The sequence below is a fragment of the Collinsella aerofaciens genome, from assembly GCF_015554145.1.
GTDB lineage: Bacteria > Actinomycetota > Coriobacteriia > Coriobacteriales > Coriobacteriaceae > Collinsella > Collinsella aerofaciens_AA.
In genome coordinates, this window is the sequence record NZ_JADNHZ010000001.1 from 20,447 (window position 1) to 38,834 (window position 18,388).

15 protein-coding genes and 1 pseudogene are annotated in these 18,388 nt (G+C 54.6%); 6 read left to right on the plus strand and 10 right to left on the minus strand.

From position 1 onward, the window contains the following. Positions 1-278 precede the first annotated feature (278 nt). From I2E13_RS11245 to I2E13_RS00145, 3 genes and pseudogenes are all read right to left on the minus strand, one after another. Positions 279-737, minus strand: a pseudogene (locus tag I2E13_RS11245) (ATP-binding cassette domain-containing protein); the annotation flags it as partial. A gap of 101 nt (positions 738-838) precedes the next feature. After that, positions 839-2,443 (minus strand): ATP-binding cassette domain-containing protein, encoded by a 1,605-nt coding sequence (locus I2E13_RS00140; protein WP_195403823.1) that lies wholly within the window; start codon positions 2,441-2,443, stop codon positions 839-841. A gap of 96 nt (positions 2,444-2,539) precedes the next feature. Then, on the minus strand, positions 2,540-2,899 hold the full coding sequence (locus I2E13_RS00145) for a DUF3784 domain-containing protein (RefSeq protein ID WP_195403824.1): 360 nt from the start codon (positions 2,897-2,899) through the stop codon (positions 2,540-2,542). Positions 2,900-3,071: 172 nt separating this feature from the next. Between I2E13_RS00145 and I2E13_RS00150 the strand changes: the two genes are divergently transcribed. Genes I2E13_RS00150 through I2E13_RS00160 form a run of 3 tightly spaced genes read left to right on the plus strand, consistent with a single transcriptional unit; the run spans position 3,072 to position 5,206 of the window. Further along, positions 3,072-3,965: a PqqD family protein gene (locus tag I2E13_RS00150; protein ID WP_195403825.1), complete on the plus strand. Its 894-nt coding sequence runs from the start codon at positions 3,072-3,074 to the stop codon at positions 3,963-3,965. After that, positions 3,965-5,011 (plus strand): radical SAM/SPASM domain-containing protein, encoded by a 1,047-nt coding sequence (locus I2E13_RS00155; protein WP_195403826.1) that lies wholly within the window; start codon positions 3,965-3,967, stop codon positions 5,009-5,011. The genes I2E13_RS00150 and I2E13_RS00155 overlap by 1 nt, the downstream gene beginning before the upstream one ends. Positions 5,012-5,023: 12 nt before the next feature. Further along, entirely contained in the window at positions 5,024-5,206 is a 183-nt protein-coding gene (locus I2E13_RS00160) for a hypothetical protein (RefSeq protein ID WP_195403827.1), read from the plus strand. Positions 5,207-5,635: 429 nt separating this feature from the next. Here the strand turns inward: I2E13_RS00160 and I2E13_RS00165 are convergent, their stop codons facing one another. Together I2E13_RS00165 and I2E13_RS00170 are read right to left on the minus strand one after the other, a co-directional pair. Continuing rightward, positions 5,636-6,118, minus strand: a complete 483-nt coding sequence (locus I2E13_RS00165; RefSeq protein WP_195403828.1) for a hypothetical protein — start codon at positions 6,116-6,118, stop codon at positions 5,636-5,638. Between the two features lie 500 nt (positions 6,119-6,618). Continuing rightward, positions 6,619-7,272 (minus strand): DUF1648 domain-containing protein, encoded by a 654-nt coding sequence (locus I2E13_RS00170; RefSeq protein WP_195403829.1) that lies wholly within the window; start codon positions 7,270-7,272, stop codon positions 6,619-6,621. A gap of 171 nt (positions 7,273-7,443) precedes the next feature. Between I2E13_RS00170 and I2E13_RS00175 the strand changes: the two genes are divergently transcribed. From I2E13_RS00175 to I2E13_RS00185, 3 genes are read left to right on the plus strand one after another with little or no spacing between them, the layout of a single operon-like run. Beyond that, positions 7,444-8,169 (plus strand): DUF5969 family protein, encoded by a 726-nt coding sequence (locus I2E13_RS00175; protein ID WP_195403830.1) that lies wholly within the window; start codon positions 7,444-7,446, stop codon positions 8,167-8,169. A gap of 41 nt (positions 8,170-8,210) precedes the next feature. Further along, positions 8,211-9,245, plus strand: a complete 1,035-nt coding sequence (locus I2E13_RS00180) for a radical SAM protein (protein WP_324249362.1) — start codon at positions 8,211-8,213, stop codon at positions 9,243-9,245. Beyond that, positions 9,238-10,380 (plus strand): methyltransferase, encoded by a 1,143-nt coding sequence (locus tag I2E13_RS00185; RefSeq protein WP_195403832.1) that lies wholly within the window; start codon positions 9,238-9,240, stop codon positions 10,378-10,380. Before I2E13_RS00180 ends, I2E13_RS00185 begins: the two co-directional genes overlap by 8 nt. A 750-nt stretch (positions 10,381-11,130) precedes the next feature. Here I2E13_RS00185 and I2E13_RS00190 read toward each other — a convergent pair. The 5 genes from I2E13_RS00190 to I2E13_RS00210 form a co-directional block, all read right to left on the minus strand. Beyond that, entirely contained in the window at positions 11,131-12,588 is a 1,458-nt protein-coding gene (locus I2E13_RS00190; protein WP_195403833.1) for an aminoacyl-histidine dipeptidase, read from the minus strand. Between the two features lie 148 nt (positions 12,589-12,736). Further along, positions 12,737-13,258, minus strand: coding sequence for a PIN domain-containing protein (locus I2E13_RS00195; RefSeq protein WP_195403834.1), 522 nt, complete (start codon positions 13,256-13,258; stop codon positions 12,737-12,739). Beyond that, positions 13,255-13,614, minus strand: coding sequence for a type II toxin-antitoxin system RelB/DinJ family antitoxin (locus I2E13_RS00200; RefSeq protein WP_099432102.1), 360 nt, complete (start codon positions 13,612-13,614; stop codon positions 13,255-13,257). Before I2E13_RS00200 ends, I2E13_RS00195 begins: the two co-directional genes overlap by 4 nt. A 124-nt stretch (positions 13,615-13,738) precedes the next feature. Continuing rightward, positions 13,739-16,381 carry an ATP-dependent Clp protease ATP-binding subunit gene (locus tag I2E13_RS00205; protein ID WP_195403835.1) on the minus strand — a complete coding sequence of 881 codons (2,643 nt, stop codon included), beginning with the start codon at positions 16,379-16,381 and terminating at the stop codon, positions 13,739-13,741. A gap of 298 nt (positions 16,382-16,679) precedes the next feature. Next, the gene (locus tag I2E13_RS00210; RefSeq protein ID WP_229057750.1) at positions 16,680-18,248 is read right to left on the minus strand and encodes a threonine/serine exporter family protein; all 1,569 of its coding nucleotides are present in this window, start codon (positions 18,246-18,248) and stop codon (positions 16,680-16,682) included. Positions 18,249-18,388: the final 140 nt, after the last annotated feature.

Below are 18,388 nucleotides of genomic sequence, written 5' to 3' on the forward strand. Positions count from 1 at the left end.
GTATAGGCGCATGGTGTCCCCCTCCGCCGCAAGAGGGAAACGAAAAAGCCCCTCTTAGCCACTACGGACAAAAGGGGCCTCCCAGGGGAAACGTGTTACAAAGCCTTCTTTGCAGGACGATGAAGCTCAGAAACCCAACGTCGTACGCGTAGGGACTTACCCAACACCCACGCCATTTCGATCTTCTGGGCCTTCAACGCCACGTCCCGATAAGCATCTGGGCATCGGAATGACCTCGTCGCAAGCCGCAAGCATCTCCTCGTCATGAGTGACAACAATTACAATATGGTCTTTCTTAACCTCATGAAGCAATTTATATTAGCGCTCCGGCTCTTTGCATCAAGCGCTGAAGTTGACTCAAGAAACAACATGACGTCCAGCGATTTCAACATCTGCCGCACAATTGCGATGTTCTGCTTCTCCCCGCCGGACACCCCTCCTTTCTTGCTGCCAAGCATCGCTGCCGCCCCGTTCTCCGCAGCGGCAATCATTTTGTCTAACCCCAATATGACAAGCATCCGATTCAGCTTGTCGGCAGCGAAATCATCAGAAAGCAGCGTAAGATTATCGAGGATCGTCCCCTCAACAATAGGGGGCTCTTGCTCCGTAATGCCAACTCGGCACCGCCGCAATGCGTATCGGTCGATGCGATGCTGTGATACCCCGTTGTAGAGGACGGCCCCTTCCGTGTTATCTGGATGTAGCCCCAATATCACTGACAGCAGCGAGCTCTTCCCCGAACCATTTCTTGCTTACTGTTTTTCTTATATTGTAACGATTTTCGATAAGAGGAGAGATCACTCCATGACGCGCAAGCCCGAACTCTAAGCGTTTCCCATCAGCATTGCCCGTCTTTCGGATCGAAATCCAAATCCAGCTTCTTATCGCATGCCGAAATCAAATCCCGATCATGGCTTACAACGAAAATTAGCTGATCGAAGGGATTTCGATGAATATACTCCGTGAACTCCCGACGGCTTTCTTCGTCTAGATCATTCGTTGGTTCATCAAACACAAGCACTTCCGGCCGCCTACGAAGTGCTGCGAATATCCTTAGCTTTCGATACTCTCCACCAGAAAGATCTCTACAATTCTTACCTTTCAACGATTCGACGGTTCGATAGAAGCCCGGCACAAGCTCGCAGAGATTTTCGTTCGATCCCCGAATCGACGTCCTCTCAAGATAATTTTCCACCGTTTCGTTCGGAATGAAGAGCTTTTGCGGGCACACCGCAAACAGATCCCGTCGAATCGTCTCCATATCGAGCTCTTCATATGGCACCGACCCCAAAGCCCGATGTCCCCCAGCGGAATATAGTCCAAGGAGCACCTTCAGAAACGTGCTTTTCCCGCATCCGTTCGGCCCGGTAATGGCATAGGTTTTTCCTCCCTCCACCTCCACGGAGAGGTCGCGGTACAAGTAGGGCTTCCCCGCGTATCGGTACGCGATGTTGGACAACGATATGCTCTCCACGTGCCCAACCGTGATGGTGCCGCGCTCCACGGCGCCCTCCGACAGAGTCCCCAATCGGTCGAACGAGGCCCTTGCGTCCTGATACGATTTGAAATAATTCAAAAAATACTTGAAGCATCCGAACGCCATCGAGTAATACGAGTTCACCATTGTGAACTCACCTATGCTCATTCTTCCGCTCAATATTTCCATCCCGGAGATCACGAGCAGTGCCCCCCGAAACACAGACGAGATCAGGCCGTCGCTTGATGTGGCCAGATTCGAGACCCTACTTGCTTTCATGTAAATCGGGTAGTACCCCTCGAATACCCCTTTGAGCGTCCGGGTGCTCTGGTCATATGCGCCATCGCACTTAATGTCAAACAACTGCGACAGCTCGCCGCTCACGGACGCGAAAAGCTTGCTCAACCCCTCCTTGTTCGCAAGCGAGGTGTTGTACAACGGCTTTTTCAACACCCTGAATAAAATGAAGTACGCACCAAGCGAACATGCACTTAACACCAGGAACACCGGATTGATCGAAAACAGGATGATGCATATCAACACAACCAGAACGATGTTAAGCCCGATCGTCAGGAAGTTGTTCACGACAAACGATGACACCGCATTCGAATCCGCATATACCCTCTGCGTTGTATAGGATGGATCCGCCTGCTCCCCCTTTTCCAGGGGTCCCCGTTCAAACGACTCACACGTGGCTCCCATCAGCCTCATCGTCATCTCCAAGATGACGCGCGATACGTTCACGCCCATCGCATACGACATGAAGGAGGCCGATATCCCTATGCCCGCAACAAAGGCCGCAAACCACACGACGCGAGATGGATCCCTATTCGTCACGAGAAAGTCTACAAACCCACCGTTTAAGGCGGGCATGACGCACGAGAGAGCAAAATTCACCAACATGAGAATCACGAAAAGCCGTGACCCTTTACACCGAAACAACTCGTGAACCGTCTTCTTAAACATGCCAGCTCCCATCAAGCGACCTTTTATCCAAGACCGAATTTGTTCGCCGCTTAATCGCTCCCATATATCCCTTGTTGTTAATCCTTGCTCAAGACATTACTGCGGGTTGCGGTGCCCAGGATCCCGTTTCGCCTTTATATACATACGGATAGGCCCCCTATTTGCATAGGCAAGCGCGGAGATTATAACGGCAGCCACCATCAGGCCGAGAATAGCCCTTTTGTCCGGAAAAAGGGACGAGAGAAAAAGGCATATTGCGGAGAAAACTATAGCCGCCCCCATCACTCGGTTTACACCTAGAGTCTCGGCCGCCCGCTTTGCCTCCTCTAAACGCTCTCCCGATAGCAATGACATTCCGGCAAGCAATCCCGTGAGCTTGCCTCGATACATCATTATTCCGAACACCAGCAGCAGGCATGACCCCACCATTGAAACCACAACGTCCGACATCGCCATCACTCCAGTCCACTCCTTCGATACCAGCCCTATCGACAAACATCAAAACGTTTTTTATTAATGTATTATTGTATAACGATATAAATATGTTCTTTTTTTATCGTTTCGATTTGTGATATTTTATCGAAGGAATTGCTATTCGAGGAAGATAGGCCACAACCAGAGGAGATCAATGGAATCTGTGAATGTTTGGAGCGCGCAAATCTCATCATTGCCTGGAGTCATCCCTATCCCCCTCGACCCAAGTTACCTTCGCAGTGAACCAAATAACCGCCTGAGCGTCCTAAGCTCAGATGGGAAACAAATCTATACGATCCTCAACAGGGTCGCCAAAGAGATTCTTGACTTATGCGACGGCACCCGCGATTTGCCCGAAATTCTCCGTCTGTTCCAGGAAAAATACCCAGATCAACCGCGCGAGACGCTAGCGCACGACCTGGCACAAACCCTGCATAGCCTGACCGTAAACTGTCTTATCGTTTGGAAGAAAGAAGGGAGATATATGAACGACCCTTTCGGCTCCGATTACCTAACATCGGTGGATCCCGACGAGCTGCTTATTCTCGCGGACGCGAGCAGGTTTGCTGAAATCGAAGAGGCGGCTGCAAAATCCCTCTCTGCAAAACAGTCCAAAAATGGCAATAGGATCTATTTCTCTGAGTTCGACGTTGAGCCCGAATTGGAGAACTTTCTGGTTCTTCGCCAAAGGCTCTTTTCCTTTACCCATGATTATTTTCTACTCGCGAGCCAGTCCGGAGAAATTAATGGATTGATAATATGCGAGCCGACCACTAATCCCGCCGGCCGCAGCGTCATCATCAAATTCATCTCATGCAGCTCCACGCTGCTTGCCAGTGTGCTCGACCACCTTGCGGAATACTACGGATCTTCCGCTCCCAAAGCCTACCGCGCGCTCAGAATTAACGCGCCTGATTCCACCCCAATCGCCGAACAACTTGACCGTTCCGACCAGCACCTTGGCTTTTCCTTAGTCGGCACCCTGCCCAATGAGCTCGACTCGGGCGACGTCAAGCTGTTTGTTCGCCCGCTCGATAAGAAGCAATAATGAGCATGCCGGCAATAATCGGAGCGCCCCACAGCGTTGCGCTCGACATTACAAACAAATGCAACCTTCGTTGTCTACACTGCTTCAACAACAGTGGAGAAAACGATGTCGTCGCGAACGAATTATCCGACAACGAAGTCCTCGAACTCGTCGACTCGATTTGTCAAATGCGCCCCTTTAGCTTCTGCTTCTGCGGAGGCGAGACCCTCCTGCGCAAGGATCTTGTCATCGAATCCTTGCGGCGGCTCAGCGCATCTGGCGTCAAATGCAACCTCGTGTCAAACGGTCTGCTCGCAAACTCAAATACTTTGCATGAGCTCGAACGCGCCGGTTTAAACGGCATACAGTTTAGCCTCGATGGCCTACGCGATTCTCACGAACATATGCGAGGACTCTCGGGATTATACGACCGGGTGCTCGACGCCATCGATATCACGCTGAACGAAACCTCACTGCACCTTTCAATTGCCTTTTGTCCGACATCGTTCAATGTCGACGATTTCAAACCAGTTTGCACGATGCTTCGAGACAAGCTGAAATCGTCGGGTAGAACTGACCGAATTGACCTTCGAGTTCAGCCGCTCATGCTCCTCGGTAGAGCCCGAAGAAACCGCACGATTTGCCCTTCGAATAATCAATACCGTCGGCTAGTCAACACGATCAATGACCTTCGATACGATCCGGACTATCGAGGCTACTTCATGCTTGAGTGGGGCGACCCCATCGACCACTTGGTCAGATTCCCTCAACTGCAAATGCAATTTGACCAAGTGGCCATCCACGCCAATGGTGATATCGTCGCATCCCCCTATATACCTCTCATCATCGGAAACGTTCGCAAACACAGCCTTCAGGAATACTACGATGCCGGAATGGCAACCGTTTGGGATAAGCCCGTTGTTACCGCGTTGGCCAATCGTATGCACTCGATTGACGAGATGGAAGAGATCTCATCGTTGATTGCAGACATCAATATGGACGGCGACCTCTATATCGACCTGATCGACGACGATCTAGACGACCTGAGCGTCCTGCCCCAATTCTAAGGAGATGTTCCCATGTACGAGACCCCAGAAGTAGAGAAGATGGATTCCAAAACCGGCCCCGTTCCCATTGTAGTCAACTTTGCAGCCGTCGTGGATAGCGTAGTCGCAGCCGTCTATGATGCCGTCGTTGCGGCCTACGCATTCTGGTATTCGGCAGACAACGACGGCACCGGCGCGAGCGCTGCACAGAACTAGTCGGCGGCTCATCGAGCAATCACCTCGCCTATCACTGCATACGATTGACTGCGCAGCCCCGGCCAACACCCAAAGCGCCTTGAAAAGCCGCTTGTAACATTCGTTCATTCAACAGCGAGATCTCTTCACCATTCTCGGCCGGCCCGACAGAGCGACACATCAGTCGGGCCGGCCAGACTTATACAACGCGGCGACTCCGCTCACGCCACACCCCCCCGAAACTCGCGCTGTCATTACACGGGCAATCAACACCGAATCCTGTTGTGCGACATGGACAAACGGTCACGTGCGCGATTAAAACGAATCCACTTAGCAGACTTCAAGAATGCTTTAGCACCGCAGGATGGCCATACGCGGAGCGCGGCACGCATAAGCCAAAAGCGGCGTTAAAAGCCATCCCCTTCTCTGCTGAATGCACGTCCTAGCCCATCAACCGGTCGGACCATCGCGAAGATGATCCGTGCTTCCATGCTGCGATGCGATATCAAGCATCACGAATAGTCCCCGCCAACGGGGTTCTCCCCTCCGCAGGCGTTTCCGGAACCCGCCCCCATCCCGAATTCCCACGCAGCGGCCGCGTTCACCGCCGACACGGGGCCCCAGCTCCCCCGCGACGCGGCAGACCCTCGGCTGCCCCTCGTAAAGGATGCAGAAGACGCGGTCGAGGTCCGACGGTTCGACCAGGCTGTACCGGCAGTCCGCGTACAGTGCGCAGCCCCTCCCGCGCGGGTCGCCGTCCGAGTCCTCATCCGGCTCATGATGGCGCACCTCGACCCAAAGGCCCTCCAACACGTCGTCGAACCCGAAATCGAGCTCCGCCTGGACGCTCTCGCCGAACGCATCGCCCAGGGCGAGCTCCGGCACCTTCGTCACACCGCCGTCCAGCCACTCAATCTCTGTCATCGCGCGCACGGTGCAAGCCCCTTCCGACACGGGATTGTCAGCTCAACCCGACCCTTACCCATACGGACGAACATAACTCGCCAGGGGAAGCCCCTGAAGGCCCTGCGTCACAACATGAGGCCGAATCCGCCCCCGGCTGGACAGGCCAACAACGAAGGAGCACACGAAACCGGCGCGGCGTTACAACCGTCCCGGCAAGCGTGTCACTTGGCCAAGTCATGATGCCGACAAACCCGGAAATGCTCCAACGGAGCGCCGAACGAGCGTAACAATATAAAGCCGTGCAACACGAGCTGGACGACCAGAACATCCCAAACAAAGGCCTGTCGGTCCCACCTTCAAGCCCAATAGCAAAATGTGCATCAGCGGATTTGCAGCGATACAAGTCTCAACCGTCACCATCACACCGCAGCGCGCCTAGTCCCACTCATCCTACTGCAAATGTCCCAGAACGAGAAAACAACCAGCCTAACATGCCAACCTTTATATCCGCACGCGCGTAATTCAACTCATAAGGACCGGCTATCCCTTGCCTGTGACACAATCTCAAACGCACAGAACAGAATCATCAGTCCAATCATCGCATAAGAGGCAGCCGAACCTTCAAGCACTATTCCACAAAGAACAATCTCCGCGCCGCCAATAAGAACTGTTATCAGGCGCTCCGCCTTTTTGCTCTCGCCGCTCGCATAAAAAGGCGGCAAAGCGCACAAGATCACATATAGCCCGGGAAGGGAATACAGGATCGATAGTCCAAGCCCCCCATCAACCGCAGTGTTTTGCGTAAGAATCAACTGAACCCAAACGGCAATTATCACTGAGCAGGTTGTCGATAAAAGAAGACTGGAAATATAGCACGCAACAAAGTCCCGTCGCATTCGAACAGAGAAATCCGCGAACTCTCTTCGCCGCGTGGAAACAATAAGGTACACAGAAATTGCAATAGAACCAATCAGAGAAAACAGCGGAACAACCAGCAATTCAAGCTTATTACCCCATCGATCAACCACACCCCCACTCCAATGAGCGGGAATTGTATCAGGGAGGGATGACCAAGCCGTCCATAGAATCAGAAATGGAAGAATAGAGAGGATGAAAGATGATAACACTGCAGTAATTTTTTTTGAGGCTCTCATCGATTCCGCATCTCCTTGTACGCTCACATTCCACTCCGCCTTAAATCAAGTATAAATAAAAACTTGAATGCAAATTTGTTTTAATTAGTATGGAAATTATATCCATTTAGTTCTAATTTGTTCGTAGTATCAAATCGATACCGACACTAGCATGACACAGTCTTTCAAGACAGCTATTCAACATTGGAGGTCACCGCTATGGACAATGTGAACCACCTAAACGAACTCTCAATACAGTCCCAGCTTAGAACCCTTGAAAAACTGGTCGCGGACGCGGAACAATCTTCCGACGCAAGATGCGATTTCGAAGCTCAGCCTCGTACCGTATTCCAGAAATATGGAATTACAGACCTCCAAATCAAAGCGGGAAATCGTAAAGTCTCTCTGTACGAACTGGTGGAGTCAACCGAAAAGGAGGCGCGTGTCCCCGTTGCACGCGCAGTATATCGTCGAATCCAGCTTGCATATTATGACGAGGACACCGAAATTGAGCCGCAAACGATACCTCTCGTAAACGCTGTATTTAATGCAAACGCAGTAACGAACGCAAACATCATTCTGAACGCAAACGGAATGGCAAACGCAAACGCGAATGTTCAAAACAACGCCAACTTTAAGTACGACGTCAACACAATGGGCTATGGATCAGCTATTTTTATGAACAAACCTGATGTTGTTGAACTATCGGAATCGTACAAACAAACTTCTGTTTTCAGGAAATTTGATCAAGAGGGCTTGAGTGCAGCGAGGCAAGCAGCCGTGCTTAAAACAGCAATCAAGAATTCCAGCTCCAATACCATCAACCCCGAAGGGGCTTCCAATGGGGTCGCCCGCGGGTCTTATCGCTCCGTCGAATTCGAAGTTACTTACTCCGAGAACGAAGGCACCCTGGTAATCACCGACGCCCGTTTGCTCGCGGCATGATTTCCGAAAGCTCGCAGCACGTGCTGTTCCGCAGACCTCGAATGCTGACATTTATAACAACATATAAATGTGGCGCTGTGTGTGATCATTGTCTGATGAGCTGCGCTCCGAACAACAGCGACAGGCTTACTCTTCCCCAAATGCGGCAATTCATCGATAGCTTCGCCGAAGTATGCGCCGGAAGTGGTGTTGTTGTATTTACAGGCGGAGAATGTACCCTTCTTGGCGATGACCTTCTCGAGGCCATCGCATATGCGAATTCTTTAGGACTCTTTACTCGAATTGTAACGAATGCGTGGTGGGCGAAAAGCGAAAGAGACGCAGAAACGTTCCTCGACGAATTGAAGTCATGCGGCCTTGACGAAATCAATATCAGCTGCGACGACTTTCATGCGGAATATATACCCCTCGAGAATGTGCGCAACCTTTGGAACTCAGCAAAAACAATGGGCTTTCAAACTCTCGGCATTGCGGTCTGCAGAGATAACAACAGCACAATAAGCCCGGCATACCTGTGCAAGTATCTTAATGAAGACATTCCACTCCTGCATCAGTTCGACGATAATACCCAGCCTCCCCGCGCGCCAGCCCGCTTCATCACGGATTCAGGCATCACGCGAATTGGGCGCGCACGAAATCTCAGTCTCAACCAAAATGCGCGACCGCAGGCACGTCTCTTAGCGTCACACTGTTCCGACTGCGGCCAAGACTTCGTTATTACCCCAAACTGCCATCTTGCACCCTGCTGCGGAATAAATGCAGAGGGAACTTGGCTTTTCGATCTTGGCAAAATCAATCTGACAGATGACATTAATGAACTGCAGTTGCTCCTACTTAATTACATACAATACATAGGACCAGGAGGACTGCTGAAGCACTTGCGCACGAGCGGAGGCCTTTCTTCATTTGGGCGCTCAAGCTACCTCTCTCAATGCGAGATTTGCGAAGACATCGCCCTCTCGAAAGAGGCACAGACCTGTCTTGCAAAGCTAGCTCCTAAACTGGCAGCCGACTTGATTGTCGAGACTGAATTCGAGACTACCTTTATCGGAAATGGGTCTGATATACATGATTGAAGTGCTACCCTCTTTAAATTCGCTCTCGAGTAATCCACTCCGTAGATTGGACACTCTTGGAGTAACAGATTTTTTAGACACACTTGACATATCTATAGATCCTTTTGAATGCGTGCATCGCATCTGGGATCAACTTGACAGGGAGCATCAAGAGCTCGTCTCCTTCCTGATGCTAGGTGGAGAGATTGATCTCGATTCAGAAGTGGCAAAAAGAAGTCTGCTGAAAGGCACGGTTGAAACCATAGCCTCACTCGGGCTGCTAAGCGAGCACAATGGCAATGCCTCCCTTTCCGGTTTATCTCTAATCCGATATCATGGCGTCTGGCTTTTTGCCGATGCGCCATCGCCCTCGCCTTTACTATATTTTGGCTCTGATTCAATTGGGCTCGCCCGTCGGCTAAGCCCATCCCCCGGAAAGAATGCCTTAGACCTCTGCTCAGGACCAGGCATCCAGGCACTCATACTGGCAAAATCAGGAATGCACGTCACGGCGATAGATATCAATCCAATCGCCTCAGAAATCTGCCAACTAAACGCACTGGTCAATGGTATTAGCGATGATTTAACTATTCTAACAGGAAGTCTCTACAACGCACTAAACAATATCGAAAGCTCTTGCAGCTATGAGCTCATTACGGTGAATCCTCCTTTGCTCCCAATCCCAGAAGACGTACCGTACCCCTTCGTTGGCGATGGCGGTCCAGATGGCCTCAACATCACAAGCAAGGTTATTCGAGGTGCAGGAGATAAACTCACTGATAGCGGATATCTCTCTGCAATTGGAATGATTGGCCTTGGAACCAACAATCAATCAGCATTTGAACGAATACAGAACGATTTGTTGCAAGCTGGCCTCAATGGTGTCTTGACAATAATCTCGAGCTTTAACCTCGGACCCCAATCTGGCTGGATCGACGGTATCGCATGCACATCTGTTGCACATGCTCCAGGAAAATATTCCAGCAAAGAGGAGGCTGTAAAAGAGATATCGCGCGCATACAAAAAAATCCACTACGACCGCGTCTGCACCTATCACTTGAAGGCGTGGAGGGAGAGACAGCCCTTTCAAAATCCCATCCTAACGATTCAAGACTGCTCCGCAGATGGCAACCCACTTGGCCCCTGGATCCTCTAAAGCATCCGTCATACGAAAGCAGGTCAATAGGCTGCGCGCCACTCTCTGATGACGCGCAGCCTATCTCATTTCCCCCACGCTTTACCGAACCCGACTCACACCTCATAGTTGGCACCGGTTTTCAAAATGCAAGATTCCGCATACAAAATCACTTCTTCTGTCTAGGTGGCAGACCTACGATTTTTGTAGTATAAAGTTCCTCTCAATGCCTTCAATCTATTTCGAGATTGAGAAGAACTTGCATCGGGTTTCATAGAAGCGATATAGATGATTCGGTTTGCCCTATCTATATTCCGACATACATCAGGATGTCTTGTCTTTATCGTCATTTCAATAGTCGGCTTGGCCCTTTCCTATATTGCCCCTTTTGAACGGCAAATTTATTGACTTCCCGCGCGTGGACCTCGTGGACAGGCCCCCTTGTGTAACTGCACCCGAGGCGTTTCCCCGTCACCCTCCAGTGCCGGGGGTTCCCCTCCATCACGAAGAGGTAATCCCCGTCCGGCCTCGCCGTCTCTGCAACGCCGAGCCTCCCGAGCGACTCGAGGAGGGCGGACTCGTCCCGGGAGAGTTGACAATACTATAGAGACACGTCCCAAATTGACTAAAGGGTGATATGGGTTAGACGCCGGGCAATATCCCATTTCTCAAAAGAAGAGGGGGCACCCGTCGCAAAAGCTCGGATGCCCCCTCTTGTAATGTCATTTGCAATCCGCTAGCACGTGGCTCGGACTGCTGCTTGTGCGACCTTTACGCAGCGAGGCGCTTGAGGACGTCGATGAGCAGCTCGTAGAAGCGCTCGGCAGAAGCGAGCTCCATGCTCTCGTCCGGGGTGTGGACATCGGAGAGCGTCGGGCCCACGGCGATGGCGTCCAGGCCATGCAGGGCCTCGGCGAACAGGCCGCACTCAAGGCCGGCGTGGATGGACTCGATGCGCAGCTCGGAGCCAAAGAGCTCACGATAGCTCTCGACAAAGATGTCGCGGACCGGCGAATGCTCGGCATAGCTCCAGCCGGGATACTCGAACTCGAACTTGGCGTCGAAGCCCAGAACATCGGCCAGCGTCTGCAGGCGGTCCTTGAACTCGTTCTGCAGCGAGGTGATCGAGGAGCGCGGGGACAGCATGATTTTGACCTGGCCGTCAGAAGTGGCAACCACACCGATGTTGGAGGAAACCTCGACGGAGCCGTCGGTGGCGACGTTGCGGCGGATCACGCCGTTAGGGGCAAGACGCAGGGCGCGGATGAGGGCAAGCGCGGACTTCTCGTCCATGGCCTCGACCTCGGCGTCGTCGGCAATCTCGACGGTGCAGGTAAAGCCGGGGTCGAAGACCTCGAGCTCGGAGGTGACGTCGGCGATGATGCCACGGGCGATCTGGGCCGCGGCCTCGGCGGCAGCGTGGTCGGCGTAGATCAGAACGGCCTTGCACTCACGGTTGATGGCGTTGTCCTTGGTGCCACCGTTAAAGCTGACGATGGCGGGCTCGCCGGCAACCATCAGGCGATCGATGATGCGGGCCATGATGAGGTTGCCGTTGCCGCGCTCCAGGTTGATGTCGGAGCCGGAGTGACCGCCCAGCAGGCCGGAGATCTCGAGCGTAAGGGTACTGCCGGTCTTGTGCTCGCGCGCGATGGGGCAGGTGTAGGTAACGACGACGCCGCCAGCGCAGCTGACGGTGGCAACGCCCTCTTCCTCGGAGTCAAGGTTAATCATGGTGCGGGCGCTAATCTGGGACTTGTCGAGCGTCTCGGCGCCAACCAGGCCGGTCTCCTCGTCGGTGGTGAACACGCACTCGAGGGCCGGATGAGCAATCGAATCGTCGTTGAGCACGGTAAGCATCAGAGCGACAGCGATGCCGTTGTCGGCGCCCAGGGTGGTGCCGTTAGCCGTGAGGACGCCGTCCTTGACGACCAGGTCGATACCATCGGTCATAAAGTCGTGCTCAACGGAGCCCAACTTGTCGCACACCATATCGATGTGGCCCTGCAGCATCACGGTCGGGGCATTCTCGGCGCCGGCAGATGCGGGCTTGCGAATGATGACGTTGTAGACCTCGTCCTGATACACGTCGAGGCCGCGCTCCTTGGCAAACGCGACCAGGAAATCGCTGATGCCCTTCTCGTTGCCAGACCCACGGGGGATCGCGCTGATCTCCTCAAAGAAATGGAACAGCTGGGCGGGCTCGTAGCCGGTAATCTTGTAGTCCATGGTGCCTCCTTGGCGCAACTGGTTAGACAATAAGACATGCGCCTTGTATATTCCCAGACTTCGTTTGCATAAAACAGTCGAAAACGCCGAGCGCTCTCGCATCATCGGCTAACGGTGGGAAAACCCCACTTTATTAAGATAAAGCAGGTTAGACGGGCCGTGCTGAGGAGACGTTGGACCCTTCAACCAACCTCAACGCTTGATCAACGTTTATGCATACGCCATTGGTATGTTTAATGAGATTTTTGTCCTCCGTCACGACGTAATCGACGTCGATGCGATTGGCAACGCCCAGCATCAGGTCATCCTCAAAGTCATTGTGATGATGCCTGAACACAAAGGAATCGAACACCTCGTCTGCTCCCACCGGCGCGATAAGGGCGAGCTCGCGCATCTGCCGAATGCATGCCCAGGCCGTTTCGTCCGCCGCCGCAATGGCGCTATCGCTCAGCAAGCCATTCTTCCTTCGGCACTCTCTCTTGATTGCCGCCGAGACAAGATACGAGACATCTTTGACCGAAAGCGACGAGGCAAACAGGGCAATCTGCTCCGAAGCGTCGGCAATCTCGATCAGATGGACGACGTTTGCCGTACGGTCAGACCTACCAGAAAAATAATCCATCCATACATTGGTATCGATTAACAGCTTGAGGACGCCTTCCGTGCTCATAGTTCCACCCACTCGGGATAGCGCTCCGCCATGGCTTCCTCATAGAGGTCGTCGTAGTCACCCGAGAACTCAGGGATGGGGATGCCGTATTTGAGGCACGAATCGCGAACGATATGGCTGCCTTGCGCGGCCCTTGACTCCATGCGCCGGGGCTCCACTCCGTCAGAAACCGGAGCCGCCGCGTCTCCCTTCGAGGGCATGCGTCCGTTAACGACCAGATACTCCCAAAGTGTCCGAACGGCTTGTGACGGCGTCATGCCAATATGAGTCAGGACGGCGTCTCCCGCCTCTTTGAGCTGGCGATCTATACGCACGTTCATCTGAACTGGCCGCGTGTCGAGTATTGAGGTAGGCATATCAGCTCCTTTGCTATACTATATCTCGATTTTAGTATAGCACGGCAGATTGAAGCGCATTTCAATAGAAATGAGGGCGCTTCCTTATCGGAAACGCCCCCGTTATACAAGGTATGTTCAATCCCTACAGCGCACCAGAGCCGGCTTGCATCATGCCACCGGGGCCCGAGGTCACGCCGCCGCTCACGGGCGCGGCGTTGCCGGTGTGCGGTGCCGCCGGGGCGGTATCGCCACCGAGCGTACCTGCCGGACGCCGCGCCGGAATCTCGCCCGTGCCGTGGCTAAAGACGAACTTGCCATCGGCCACGTCGCACAGTACGGTATCGCCCTCGCCCCACTCACCGGCCAGAAGCTCCTCGGACAGCGGGTCCTCGATGAGCTTTTGAATAGCACGGCGCAGCGGACGCGCACCGTTGGTGAGGTCGGTGCCCTCGGCCACGATCTTGTCATAGGCCGCATCGGTGAGCTTGATGTTCATGCCGTTGGCAATCAAACGCTGACGCAGGTCGTCCACCAGCAGGTGCGCGATCTTGGTGAGATTCTCGCCCGAGAGCTTCTGGAACACCACGATGTCATCGATGCGGTTGAGCAGCTCGGGGCGGAACAGGCGCTTGAGCTCGCCCATCGCGCGGCCGCGGATCTCACTCGAGGTGAGGCCCTGCTCGCCGGTGGTGCCAAAGCCAACGCTCGCATCCTGTGCGATCTCGCGGGCGCCCACGTTGGACGTCATGATGATCACGGTGTTGCGGAAGTCGACCGTCTTGCCCTGGCTATCAGTCAGGCGACCCTCCTCCAGCACCTGCAGCAGGATGTTGAAGATATCGGGGTGTGCCTTCTCGATCTCGTCGAACAGCACGACCGAGTACGGGTGGCGACGAACGGCCTTGGTGAGCTGGCCGCCCTCGTCGTGACCGACGTAACCCGGAGGGCTGCCGATGAGCTTGGAAACCTCGAACTCGCTACCGAACTCGGACATGTCGAAGCTGATGAGCGCGTCCTTGCTGCCAAAGAGGTACTCGGCGAGCGTCTTGGCGAGCTCGGTCTTGCCCGTGCCGGTGGGACCCAGGAAGATAAAGCTACCGCCGGGGCGACGCGGGTCCTTGAGCGGCGAGCGGCTGCGGCGCACGGCCTTGGCAACGGCCTCGACAGCCTCATCCTGACCGATGATGCGCATCTTGAGCACGCTTTCTGCCTGCAGCAGGCGACGGCTCTCGCTCTCGGTAAGCGAGGACACCGGCACGCCCGAAGTCACGGACACGATATCGGCGATCTGACTCACATCGATGGTGAGCGGGCTGGCGTCGAGCTCGGCGGTCCAGGCAGCCTTGGCCTCGGCGAGTTCGATCTCGGCAGCCTTCTGCTGCTCGGTGATCTCGGCGGCCTTGTTCATGTCGTCGCTCTCGGTGGCCTCCTGCGCGGCGGCCTTGAGCTCCTCTATGCGATGCTCGGCCTCGCGCACCGGCTCGGGCGCGCGGTTGGCGGCGATGCGGGCGCGGGCACCGGCCTCGTCAATGAGGTCGATGGCCTTATCGGGCAGGAAGCGATCCTGGATGTAGCGGTTGGAAAGGTTCGCGGCGGCCTCGATAGCACCCTGCGTATAGCGCACATGGTGGTGCTCCTCGTAGCGCGGCTTGAGCGCGGTCAGGATCTTGACCGTGTCCTCGACGCTCGGCTCCTCGACATCGATGGTCTGGAAGCGACGCTCGAAGGCCGGGTCCTTGGTGAGGTACTTGCGGAATTCCTCGGCCGTGGTGGCGCCGATAATCTGGAAGGCACCGCGCGCGAGCACGGGCTTGAGCATGGAGCTCGCGTCGATGGAGCCCTCGGCAGAACCGGCACCGATGATGGTGTGCATCTCATCGATAAACAAGATGACGTCGTCGGCCTCGGTTGCCTCCTGGATCACGTTCTTGAGGCGCTCCTCGAACTCACCGCGATACTTGGCGCCCGCAACGAGACCCGGCAGGTCGAGCGTCCAGATATTCTGGTTCATGAGGTTCTCGGGCACGTTGCCGGCTGCAATCTGCTGAGCCAGACCCTCGACGATGGCCGTCTTGCCCACGCCGGGGTCGCCCAGAATGAGTGGGTTGTTCTTGGTGCGGCGCGAAAGGATCTCCATCATACGCTGGACTTCCTTTTCGCGGCCGATCACCGGATCGAGTTCGCCGTCGCGCGCCTTCTGCGTAAGGTTGGTCGCGAACTGCTTAAGTGTATCGGTGCCGCTCCCCTTTTGCTGAGAGGCATCCGAGCCGCTAAAGAACGGCAGGCCCGCACCGGGACGACCAGCGCCAGCGCCAGCGAGCGGACGCTTCTTGTCCTGATCCTTGGCAGTGAGCTTTTCGATGGCCTTTTTAATGGAAGCAGACGACACACCCAGGCGCATGAGGATGTCCATGGCCATGCCGTTGCCCTCTTCGACGATGCCGATCAGCAAGTGCTCGGTCGACACGTAGGTCTGGTTGTTTTCACGCGCCACGCGGAATGAACGCTCCATCACGCTAATGACGAGCGGCGTAAAGGCGAGCTTGGCCGCCTCGGTCTCCTCACTGGGCTCGGGAACCGTGGTCTGGACCTCTTTGAGAGTATCCATGATGTCATCGTAGGAGATGTCGAGCGAACGCAGTGCCTCGGCGGCAATGCCCTCGTCCTCCTTAGCGAGCGCGAGCAGCAGGTGCTCGGTACCCACCTTATTTGAGTGAAGATCGAGCGCTTCTTGCTTGGCCATGGACATGACCTTGCGCGCGCGATCGGTAAAACGGTCTAACATGCTAGTTCCTCTTAGACGAGCTAGTTTTTTCAAACGCAAAGCGCCGCCCGCGGCAGCGCTTTGGTCTCTTTACCCATATGGAGTATATGTTAACCGTTGGGACCTTTCCCGCCCGTAGCCGCGCGACAACGTCTACAAAAAAGGAATCGCCAGGTGCGTCTGCATCGGCCCAACGAGCGTGGATTTTCGGACACCCATTCCACGAGCGTGGATAATCTCCCGTCTTGAGCCCGTAAACAGGCCAAAAACGGGAGATTATCCACGTTCATGTTTTGCGGATCAGTTTCATTTGCACCAATTAGCTGGTGTGGCGCCAGCGAGAGTCGGTGAGGGTTCTCGCCACGCCCAGGCCAACGGGCAGAAACGCCACAATGAGCACTGCACGCACAAACCAGCCGAGCATATTGACCGTGTCGAAGGTGCACATGTAATACATCGAGCGATACAGATACAAGCCCGGCACCATAATGACAATCGATGGCACCGTGAGGGCGATACGTGGGTAGGTGAGCTTGATTTCGGCTAAGCTCGCGAGCAGGCCCGATACCAGCGCACCGATAAACGCTGCCGCCTCGGGAGGCATACCTACGCTCAGGCCCAGAAAGGGAAACAGCGTCGGCGCATCGACGAGCGTAAGGCGCAAGGTATTGGACACGGCGCCGATCAGCCCAGCTGCCGCGGCCATCTTTACCGGGCTGTTGAACATCACCGAGAAGCCGAATACGCCAACGAAGCTCATCACCACGCGCAGGAGCGTAAGGGCAAGCGGCGAAAGGCCGAGCGGAGCAAAATCATCCGGTGCCAGCCCCACACACTCGGCAACCATCCAGCCCACAAGGGTCGCCATCACAATAATCGACACGGCATACGAAAGACGCTCAATGCCGCTTCGCATATCGAGCTTAGCGATGTCGAGGCCTGCCGTAATGAGGGGAAAGCCGGGAATCACAAAGAGCATGGCGCCGATATAGCCTTCTTGGTGCGACATTGCCCCCGGTACGACCTGGCCAAGGCCGAGCAATGCCAGCAGATACGAAACGCAAGCGAGCGCAACGCCAATCGTCAGCGCGCTAAACTGGCCAAGACCCTGCTTGAGAATATGAGAGCGAGCAAAGTTGCCAACACCAGCGCCTACGAATGCGCAGGCCATCTCGATAGGGCCGCCGCCGAGCAAAAAGACGAAGGCGCCGCAAGCACAAGCTGCCGCAAGGCCCTGTTGCCAGGGAGCGTAATCGGGTTTTGAACTCTCAACGGTCTTGAGCATCTCGTGGTATTCGTGCACGGTAAACCGGCGCCCATACGTCTCGATTTCCTTTAGGAAGCTCTCCATCATCCAAATGCGATGGGTATTGACTCCCGTTGTGGGCAGGCTGACAACCTCGTTAAAGCAGTGGCCATCTTCGATGCAGGTGCACTCAAACGACAGAAGACTTAAGTCAACGTGGACGGTGACACCGAGTACGGCGGCAACGCGATTCATGGTATCGCGTACACGCCAGGCACCCGTTCCGCTCGCGAGCATAAGCATACCGGTGCGGCAGATGATGGATGACTTATCGGTGAGCGGCGCATCGACGGCAAGCTCATCGCCTGCCGTCACGATCTGGTGCCAGTCTGTTTTCATATGGAGTGCGCCGGCACGAACACCGTGGTGCATGGGGGCTCTCGAAAGCAGCGAGTCAAGGCGCGAAGACTGTGGGGGCTCCGTTGATTCGTCCTCAACCTCATCAGTCTCTTCATCGACCAGATCAAATGAGTCAAGCGATGCCGGCTCGCGACGATCGATTAGCTCCTCATCCTCATCGTCAAAGTAATTGAACTGATCGAGCATGTCCTCTTCGATTGCACGCTCGCTCGCGTCGTCCATATAGACGCTCCCTTCCTACCGACTAACCCCTATCCTAGGCAGCAACGGCTAAAGGAAACATAAAAGAGACGGCTGCCATGCGAGCCATGTGCTCAATAGCCGTTGGGTGGTCGTTTAAGAACGTCCCCAATGACTATTGA